Consider the following 7,170-nt stretch of genomic DNA (forward strand, 5'->3'; position numbering starts at 1 on the left):
TGGCATAGAAAAAGCAACCTCGCAGTCTTGAAACCGCTGCGGGGCTGCTAATTCAACACCTAAACAAAGTAGGAGTTGCACAGATGGACGATAACATAGTAGAGGTAATACCGGGCATCTTTGGTGAAGTTAAGCCTGCGGGCTCTATGATCTCTACCCTAACCAAATCTAGCAGGGTCTATGCCAATAAAAGACTTCGCCTTAACGGTGAATGGAAAACGTTTACTGTCCACCGTTTAGTATTAGAACATTCATTAGGTCGGCAGATAAGACCCGAATACTTTGCTTGCCACACTTGCGATGTCCCCAACTACATTAATCCTAACCATTTGTGGGAAGGTTCTAGGCTGGAAAATTCTCAAGATAGGTTTAAAAAAGGACGTATTAAAGATGTAGGAAGTACATCTGCGCCGACACCTCAAAAACAACTGCGAGGCAGAAAAATAGTTCCTGGTATTCGGGCCCAAATACAGCCGAACGGCTGCATGATTTCTACCTTGGCTAAAAGAAGTGATGGTTGCGCCATTAAGGGTACTAAAATTAATGGTAAAACAAAAAGTTTCTACGCTCACAGACTTGTACTGGAACACAAACTGGGAAAGCCTGTCAAACCCGGTTATTTTGCGTGTCACAGTTGCGGCATCGCGGTTGTGTCAATCCAAACCATTTGTGGGAAGGAACCCCCGCCGATAACTCCCGCGATGCTATAGAAAAAAACCGCTTTCCTTTCGTTCCATCTGTCAACCGCAAACTCAAACCCGATCGGGTGCGGGAGATTCGCTATCTTGTAAGTGAGGGCATATCGAAAACAAAAATAGCCAGGACATTTGCGATATCTCGCAGTCAGATTATTCTCTTGGAAAGGGGCGAGATATACAAAGAGATTCTCTAGAACTACTAACATAGACTCAATACAATAACGCTTAAAATCAGGAATAAAACTATGCTGCCGGAGCAACAACAGAGGATAATGGGCTACTTTATTGAGGAGGCAAAAGACCACCTCAATACGATCGAACAAGGCTTGCTGAATCTGCAAACCACGATCGAAGACCCAGAACTGGTCAACGAAGTATTTAGGGCCGCTCACTCTGTCAAAGGAGGAGCAGCAATGCTGGGGCTGACCAGCATTCAGCAAACAGCTCACCGACTAGAAGATAGTTTTAAAGTTTTAAAAGAGTGCAGCGTTAAAGTAGACCAACAGCTAGAGTCCCTGTTCCTGCGAATTTTTGACACATTGCAAGGGCTGTTAGAGCAACTGTCGGGGCCTTTTGGGCTGACAGAGGAATTGGGAGAACAGATGGTTCGAGAATTAGAACCAGTATTTGAAGAACTCAACGGACACTTGGGGGGACTCGTCGGATACCGAGAACACGATTTAGACGAGAGCAGCCTGCTGCCAGTACCCGAAAAAGTTATGGCAGGGATGGGAATCGGGGCGTTTGGCTCATCGAGGACTTTTGCGGACTCGGGATCGGTTTACGCACCTGATGCCAGAGCAACAGAAGACAGCGCGCTGCTGCTAGTGTTTGACTCGGACGTGCCGGCGAGGATGCGGGAACTCCTGCAAGAGTTCAAACAGCCCGAGGGGCCAGAAAGCAGGCGGCAACTCAAAAACATTTGTCGGAACTTGCTAAGGGCGGGGGAGGAATTTGAACTGCCCTGCTGGATAGAATTGATCGAAGCTGTATCCAAGGCGATCGCCAACCCAGAAAATAGCTACCGCACCTTAGCCCCAACGGTGATCAAAGACATCAAACAAGCGCAAGAACTGGTAGTTTCGGGTCTAGAATCGTCGATCGCACCGAGCGCAAAACTTCTGGCGCTTCAGCCGGCTGTTGTGTTTCCAGAAACGGATTTTGAAGATTTGCTGGCATTCGCTCAACCGGGTACATCGGGGACAAATGTGGTTTCTGTTGAGGATGCGGCCTGGGATCTGGTGGGATCTGGCGATGCCCAGGATGGATTGAACAAGTTGCTGCCGAATATTTCTGGGCTGAGCATAGACGAGCTGTTCGACCAACTCGACAGCGGCGAGAGCAACGATTATAGCGGCAGTCGATCGCCCCAGTTCGACGATTCCGCCTTCGCAGAATCGGATATAGAGGCGAGTGCTTTTAGAGGCTCGACCCGCAGCGGCCCGGAAGTGGGCGTGGCAGAACTCAACACTTTAGCTGACTTGTTTGACGGCGAGTCCCCGGATCTCGACGGCGCTTGGGAAGAAGAAGAAGACCTCGACTATGCCCAGTCTTCTAGGATATCGGCGGGAATGCTGGAGTCAGACGATGACAATTCCGGCGATTTTACTGATTTGTTATTTGACGAATACGATGCGGAAAGTTCGGAAACGAAGACCTCGCCTCCGCTTGACGACCTGACGACTTTGTTTGGGGAGGATTTGCTGTTTGCAGACGAGCCAGACGGTTCGGCGGTAACTGCCGGTCGGAACAATGGGGGTTCGAGGCAGCAGCTAATTGGCAAACAGCTTGAAACTGGTAACGGCAGGGGCGGTTTGGCTCGGTCAGACGGCACGGTTCCCCCAGCCAGGGGACAAGCTGACGAAGATGCTCTGGGTACGCTTTTGGACGAAGTGGCTGCCCAAACTTCTGCTGTGGTTGCGGACGATGCTGATTTAGATAACTTGTTCGGCGATGAGGGCGAATCTGAGGCAACGGCTGTGCCGGCAATCTCTTCGGATTTTTCTCTCAACCCTGACGCTTTCGATGCAGAATCGAACGAGCCTGCAGCAGGCGGCGGCAAGGATTCAGCGGATGCCGAAGCGCTCGAACTGCCTGAAATAGATGATTTCGAGTTGCTCTCCGAGCTTGGCGAGGACTCGGATTTGAGCGAGCTGTTGGGGATTGCTTCTAGTTACCTTTCTTCAGAAGACGAAGGTGGGGAAAGCGGGGGCGATCGATATCTAGCTGCTGGCATCGCACAAAATGAGGAAATTGGTAGCGTTCTTAACATGACATCAAATTCTGATTTAGATATCTCTGCGGATGAAAATTGGCTAGAAGATGCTTTCGGCCTGGAAGACGAGTCTATGCAATCGGTCAACATCGAGCTGGACGATACGGATTTAGAGGCGCTGTTTGGGGATATGACCTCGGGTTCGATTTCTGGGGACGAGCAGACTGTGGGGGCTCGGCAAGGAGTGGCTACTTCCCAAGAGGCGGCGGATTTGGCTGAGCTGTTCGGTTCTGTACCTACGGGTACTGAGTATGACGGGGAAGCTTCGGGGCAAGCCGATGAGCGTTGGCTGAATTCAGATGGGGGTTCAGAATTGCTGGGTGCGGATGTGGGATTTGATGAGGGCGACTTAGGGAGTTTGTTCTCGAACAATGCTGCGACTGTTGCCGACAAAGGCTTGGCAAATTCGGCAGCGGTTGAAATTGGAGCTTTGTCCGATCGTCCTGATGCGGAAATTTCAAGTGTCGAGTCTGATGAGGGTTTAGGTTTCGATTTCTTGGAGGATATGTTTGGAGAAGGCATGGGGCAGCAGGGCGATGCTGTCGCGGCGGGAGATGAGGGCGCGGCTGTTGATGTCGAGGAATTGTCTGCCCAACTTCCCGAGGGTTTGTTCGACGAGGTGGGTGCGGATTTGTTCGATCGACCCGAAACAGATACCGCTGGCTCGTCCGAGGGCGAGGATGATTTGTTTGATGCGCTGGAAACGGATTTTCTGAGTGCGGATTTAGAGGCGCTGCCTGCTGCATCTCTCGATCGTATGTTTGATGATGGCGATGCTGACTTGCTCTCAGCGATGGAAACCAAGGCCGCTCTCAACAGCGAAGAGTTGGAGGGTTTTGATGATTTGTTGGATTCGATCGATGCTGAGGTTCTGGTGACTTCGGAAATGACGGCGGGCTTTTGGGACGCTGACGAGGAGCCGGTCTCGGTCGATGCCTCGGAGTTGGAAGAGGGCTCGCTGGCAGACTTTTTTGCCGAGGCAGAATCAGGTGCTGAGGATGGCGAAGGCAATTTTGACGATTTAGAAGCACTGTTAATTGCAGGGGGTGCTGGGGCTGTAATAGCAGCTTCTGGAGTGACAAATCAGAGTCCGGTAAATACAGAAGTTTTCTCGGATCTCGAAGAACTCCTCAGCGAGAGCGCAACTATGCCGGAAATGCCTGCACCGACGACAACTGCCAGTAAAGCTCTGCGCGCTGTTGCCGATGAGAGCGACGACGAATTTGGCGATTTGGAAAAACTGCTCGAAGATCCAAAGGACGGCGGTCGCCAAGGGGAAGCCAATATCGGGCCGTCGGCGCTCAACAGAGGAAGGCGGAATGCCCGCGCGGGCGGGTTCGGCGACCAGACGATGCGGGTGCCGGTCAAGCAACTGGACAACCTCAGCAATTTGATGGGGGAACTGGTGGTGAACCGCAACAGCTTGGAGCAAGACCAAGAACGGATGCGGCAGTTTTTGGACAATTTGCTGCACCAGGTGACGCTGCTGAGCGATGTGAGCCAGCGGACTCAGGATTTCTACGAGCGGAGTCTTTTGGAGATTGCTTTGCTGGCAAACCGACAGGGACACCGATCGGCCTGGCGCTCTGAGGATTCGGCCCACACCCGGGAAAGTGCCTGGAGACCGGAGGAAATGGACAGGTTTACTCCTTTCCACAGTTTGGCTCAAGAGATTATTGAGCTGATCGTGCGGGTGCGGGAGTCGGCGGCGGACATTGAGTTTTTGGTGGATGAGGCCGATCAGGTGACTCGCCAACTGCGGCAAGTCACGACGCAACTGCAAGAAGGTTTGACTCGCGCCCGGATGAAGCCGTTTGCGGAGACGACGGACAGGCTGTTCCGGGCGGTGCGGGAAATTGCGATCAAGTGCGGGAAGCAGGCTCAGTTGCAGGTTGAGGGTAAGGATATTTTGATCGACAAGATGATTGTGGATCAGCTTTATGACCCGATGACTCACTTGGTCAACAATGCGATTACTCACGGGATCGAAGCGCCGGAGGTGCGTCTGGCGGCTGGGAAGCCTGCTGTCGGCAGGATTACCATTCGCGCTTTCCACCAAGGGAATCAAACGGTGGTTTCGGTTTCTGACGACGGGGCGGGAATTGACCCGCAAAAGGTGAAGGCGAAGGCGATTAAGCAGGGTATGCTGACGGCGGCTCAGGCTCAGAGGATGTCTCGCTCCGAAGTTTACGATTTGCTGTTTATGCCCGGTTTCAGCACTCAGGAACAGGCGACGGAGTACGCCGGCCGGGGGGTCGGTATGAATGTGGTGCAGACTTCGTTGCAGGAGATTCGGGGCACTGTGTCGATCGATTCGACGATCGGCAAAGGGACTGTGTTTACGATCCGTTTACCTCTGGTGTTGAGCATTTCTAAGGCTCTGACTTGCATTAGCGATCGCGCTCGCATTGCTTTCCCGATGGATGGGGTCGAGGATATGATCGATGTCCCTCGCGATCAGGTGACGACGGGGGCCGACGGTTTGCCTTGCATTGAGTGGCGGGGTTCGGTTTTGCCGTTCCGGCCGCTGCGGGATTTGCTGGGTTACAACCGCCATTTGGGTCGGGGCAGTGTTTACGGGTTTAATACTGACGATGACATGATTTCGGTGATCGTGCTGCGGTCTGCCGGCAATTTCTTGGCGGTGCAGGTGGATCAGGTTTCGACGGAACAGGAAATTGTGATCAAACCGTTGGAGGGGCCGGTGCCGAAGCCGATCGGGATTGCTGGAGCCACAGTGCTCGGGGACGGCCGGATCGTGGCGATTGCGGACGTTCTGGAGCTGATCGATTTGGCTACGGGAAGGCTGCGGAAGGACACTGGCGGTACGCTTTGGGATGAGGGCGATCGGATTGCTGCGGAGGCGGAAATCGAGAAGACTGAGCCGACTGTGCTGATTGTGGATGACTCGATTACGGTGCGATCGCTCTTGTCGATTACTTTCGAGAAGTCTGGCTATCGTGTGGAAGAAGCTCGCGACGGTAAGGAAGCTTGGGAAAAGATGAAATCTGGTCTGCCTTGCGATATCGTTTTCTGCGATATTGAAATGCCTAGAATGGACGGTTTGGAACTACTTTCTCGGATGCAAAAGGATGCCGTTTTGTGTGAATTGCCGATCGCGATGCTAACTTCTCGCGGTGCTGACAGGCACCGCCAAATGGCTTACAGTTTGGGCGCGAAAGGCTATTTTACTAAGCCTTATTTGGAGGAGCAATTGCTTGATGCTGCTTCTCGAATGTTGAAAGGTGAGGTTGTTGGTGCTCCGGTTGTTGTTTAATCTCATTCATCTGCGTTTATCTGTGTTTATCTGCCTATATCAGCGGTTGAAAAAAGAAGAATTTCTTAACCGCTGATGAAAATGGATTGACGCGGATTAACGCAGATTTAGATATTCATCTGCGTTATCTTAAACACGGAAACGGAGGACACGGCAATGCCGTGTCCCTACCTCAAAATAATCCATCAAACTCGATGAGAGATGTAACCATCGCCCGATTAATTGTAGGGAAACGGCACTGCCGTATCCTGATTTCGGGTAATATTAATTCCCATGCCACCGGATTTGATATTACAGCCCGCAGAAACTTTGGGTTTTGGTGATAGGCTGGGAAAGTGGGGTGTCACGGAGGGCGATCGAGGTTAATGTATGAAAGCTGAAGAACTTTTAGAAAAATACGCAGCAGGACAGCGCAACTTTCAAAAAGCAGACCTTAGAGAAGAAAACCTCAAAGGTGCGGACTTGAGTGGAATAGACCTATCGCATTCAAATCTCTCCGTGCGGACTTGAGTGAGGCAACTCTAACTCGGGCAAACTTTAATAGTGCCAATCTCATTAAAGCATCCCTGAAAAATGCTAATTTGAGCAGTTTAGTAGGCGCTTCTTCAGCAAATTTGAGTTGGGCAGACCTGAGTGGCGCAAATTTGAGTGGGGCCAACTTTAGTAGTGCTACTTTAAATTTTGCTGACTTACACCGGGCAAATCTGACAGGAGCAAACTTTAATAACGCTAAATTAGTTAGTACCAATTTAGACGAAGCAAATTTGAGTGGTACAACTTTAGATAGTGCTGACATACGTGTAGCTTCTTTGTATAAAGCGAACCTAAGTAACTGTAGTTTAGACTAAAAAATGAGCGCAGCTAAAAGTAGCCACCTTTGAATGTCAGGCAAGCTGTTGCTCAAAAACTCAAAAAGTAGA

6 protein-coding genes are annotated in these 7,170 nt (G+C 51.2%); all 6 read left to right on the plus strand.

What is annotated here, in order from left to right; all coding sequences use genetic code 11:
• The first annotated feature begins 83 nt into the window (after positions 1–83).
• Positions 84–710, plus strand: a complete 627-nt coding sequence (locus tag E5S67_RS21955) for an HNH endonuclease (RefSeq protein WP_246276913.1) — start codon at positions 84–86, stop codon at positions 708–710.
• Between the two features lie 56 nt (positions 711–766).
• Entirely contained in the window at positions 767–892 is a 126-nt protein-coding gene (locus tag E5S67_RS34540) for a helix-turn-helix domain-containing protein (RefSeq protein WP_339382961.1), read from the plus strand.
• 51 nt (positions 893–943) lie between these two features.
• On the plus strand, positions 944–6,250 hold the full coding sequence (locus E5S67_RS21960) for a hybrid sensor histidine kinase/response regulator (protein WP_172190498.1): 5,307 nt from the start codon (positions 944–946) through the stop codon (positions 6,248–6,250).
• An 86-nt stretch (positions 6,251–6,336) separates the two neighbouring features.
• Positions 6,337–6,573: a hypothetical protein gene (locus tag E5S67_RS21965; RefSeq protein WP_172190499.1), complete on the plus strand. Its 237-nt coding sequence runs from the start codon at positions 6,337–6,339 to the stop codon at positions 6,571–6,573.
• Positions 6,574–6,619: 46 nt separating this feature from the next.
• Positions 6,620–6,760: a pentapeptide repeat-containing protein gene (locus tag E5S67_RS32615; RefSeq protein WP_216670633.1), complete on the plus strand. Its 141-nt coding sequence runs from the start codon at positions 6,620–6,622 to the stop codon at positions 6,758–6,760.
• On the plus strand, positions 6,757–7,098 hold the full coding sequence (locus E5S67_RS21970) for a pentapeptide repeat-containing protein (protein ID WP_216670634.1): 342 nt from the start codon (positions 6,757–6,759) through the stop codon (positions 7,096–7,098). The genes E5S67_RS32615 and E5S67_RS21970 overlap by 4 nt, the downstream gene beginning before the upstream one ends.
• The last annotated feature ends 72 nt before the right edge of the window (positions 7,099–7,170 follow it).

The organism is Microcoleus asticus IPMA8, from assembly GCF_013179805.1.
In the GTDB taxonomy this organism is placed as follows: Bacteria; Cyanobacteriota; Cyanobacteriia; order Cyanobacteriales; family Microcoleaceae; genus Microcoleus; species Microcoleus asticus.

Excerpts from the sequence above, each read along its gene's own strand:
- E5S67_RS21955 (WP_246276913.1), top strand. The coding sequence starts at position 84 with ATGGACGATAACATAGTAGAGGTAATACCGGGCATCTTTGGTGAAGTT.
- E5S67_RS21960 (WP_172190498.1), top strand. The coding sequence starts at position 944 with ATGCTGCCGGAGCAACAACAGAGGATAATGGGCTACTTTATTGAGGAG.
- E5S67_RS32615 (WP_216670633.1), top strand. The coding sequence starts at position 6,620 with ATGAAAGCTGAAGAACTTTTAGAAAAATACGCAGCAGGACAGCGCAAC.